Below are 1,551 nucleotides of genomic sequence, written 5' to 3' on the forward strand. Positions count from 1 at the left end.
ATCAAGCCATACCGTGAGAGACCCGCGCTGCCTGAGTGCTTTGTTGTATGCAGGCCAGTTGGTGATTTTAAACTTTTGCTTTGCCATAGGGACCCGATGATGAAACGACTGTAGCGATCAGATCCCCCCAATCACCTAAAAGTTCGATTTATTCAACAAAGCCCCAAATTAGTTGTGTGCGAAACTCGTGCTGTTGTCACTGTGGCAAACTCTCATTAGCCCTCGTGAGCTTCTTTTGGTGTGCCAGATTGGATAACCGCCCCTGTGTTTTTCCTGAAGAAGCCTGTATTGAGTTTGTTGAAAAAATTAACCGTAAACAATTCAGGGCGCTTTTTTACCATCCTTCAATGATGAAAGCGTGTTCGGCTGCTTGTTGCCATTGTTCTGATAACCAGAGAGAGCAAGCGATACCCAAAGCCAGAGGATTAATACTACGGACATTAGAACAACAGGCGAGTAACCGCATTGAGGGGGCGAAATAATGAAATACTTCAAAGCAACGATTATTACAACCGTTGACCACGAAAACGGAAAAACAACCTCGCATATATATATCGAATCTGAAACGAAAATTGCTGCCAAGAAATTGGCTTCTCAACATATCTTTGAAACTGACGGTGCTAATTGCTGTTTTTACAAATCGCCTCGATTGGAAGAAATTAGCGTTGAGGAGTATCTAGCTAATACCGAAAAACAGACGGACATTACCAAAGAGCAGGAAATAGACCAGTTTTGCGCTTTGCTAACGATTTTTGGGATTCAGGAAGAATACGACGAAGGCGAAATACGAGATGCAGATGATTTGTTAGCTAATCCAGAAGATGAGCCAGAGCTTTTTGAGCAATATACAGAACTACGTGACAAGGTAACCTCAAAAATTTCAGCGAGTGACAAAGCAATTTCAATCGGTGAAATCAAGGAAATAGCGATTCATCTTTTTGAGTGTGGAAAAGATAATCAGTTATTAACGCAATCAACAGAGTTATCCACTGAATCTGTCGTTATCCCTGTGGAAAACGTGGGAGAAGTGGAAAAAAGCGTGACAAATGTCGCCCTTGAAGGGTTGGTTGATAATTGCACAGAAGAGGAGGCGGTTGATTCTGCCATCAAAAACATACAAGACAATTCTGTCTTCTCTGCTTTTCCACCCGTTAATGGAAAAATCATGAGTGGTGAAGGTATCGGGCTTGAGATGTTGAACGGCTGTGTTGATGCATTAAGCGTGTTGCTTAATAGTGAAATAAGGGTGTTTCGGTGATTGAAGTAAATTTTACGCTGTTCTGAGATGGAAATTCCAAAGACCTGCGCTAAGGAGTAAGAAGGTATCATCAATAAAGGGTCTACGATTCCGTAAAATTTGGGTCATGCAACCGAGGCGCTTGATACCCGCGATGGCGTGTTCAACTGTAATACGGATGCCCGAGATTATTTTATTTTCTTGTTTTTGTTCAGGCGATAAAGGTCTTTTTCGAGTTCCTTTTTTTGGGATTTGTGTATTAGGATGCTGTTTATCTATACCTTGAAAACCGGTATCTGCCCAGATGGTTACCT

General features: G+C 41.9%; 4 protein-coding genes. 2 read left to right on the forward strand and 2 right to left on the reverse strand.

Annotation, left to right across the window (positions count from 1 at the left end):
• The coding region (locus CBG25_RS06990) for a hypothetical protein (RefSeq protein WP_290604312.1) at window positions 1-87 on the reverse strand (87 nt) is incomplete at its 3' end.
• A gap of 161 nt (window positions 88-248) precedes the next feature.
• Between CBG25_RS06990 and CBG25_RS06995 the strand changes: the two genes are divergently transcribed.
• Together CBG25_RS06995 and CBG25_RS07000 are read left to right on the forward strand one after the other, a co-directional pair.
• Window positions 249-482: a hypothetical protein gene (locus tag CBG25_RS06995; protein WP_290605594.1), complete on the forward strand. Its 234-nt coding sequence runs from the start codon at window positions 249-251 to the stop codon at window positions 480-482.
• Window positions 482-1,258 carry a hypothetical protein gene (locus CBG25_RS07000; RefSeq protein ID WP_290605596.1) on the forward strand — a complete coding sequence of 259 codons (777 nt, stop codon included), beginning with the start codon at window positions 482-484 and terminating at the stop codon, window positions 1,256-1,258. Before CBG25_RS06995 ends, CBG25_RS07000 begins: the two co-directional genes overlap by 1 nt.
• A 12-nt stretch (window positions 1,259-1,270) precedes the next feature.
• Here CBG25_RS07000 and CBG25_RS07005 read toward each other — a convergent pair.
• On the reverse strand, window positions 1,271-1,551 hold a 281-nt coding region (locus tag CBG25_RS07005), incomplete at its 5' end, for a transposase family protein (RefSeq protein WP_290603775.1).

The organism is Arsenophonus sp. ENCA (genome assembly GCF_002287155.1).
Lineage (GTDB): Bacteria > Pseudomonadota > Gammaproteobacteria > Enterobacterales > Enterobacteriaceae > Arsenophonus > Arsenophonus nilaparvatae.

Bases quoted from the DNA above. Each gene is read 5' to 3' on its own strand.
- CBG25_RS07000 (WP_290605596.1), top strand. From the start codon at position 482: ATGAAATACTTCAAAGCAACGATTATTACAACCGTTGACCACGAAAAC.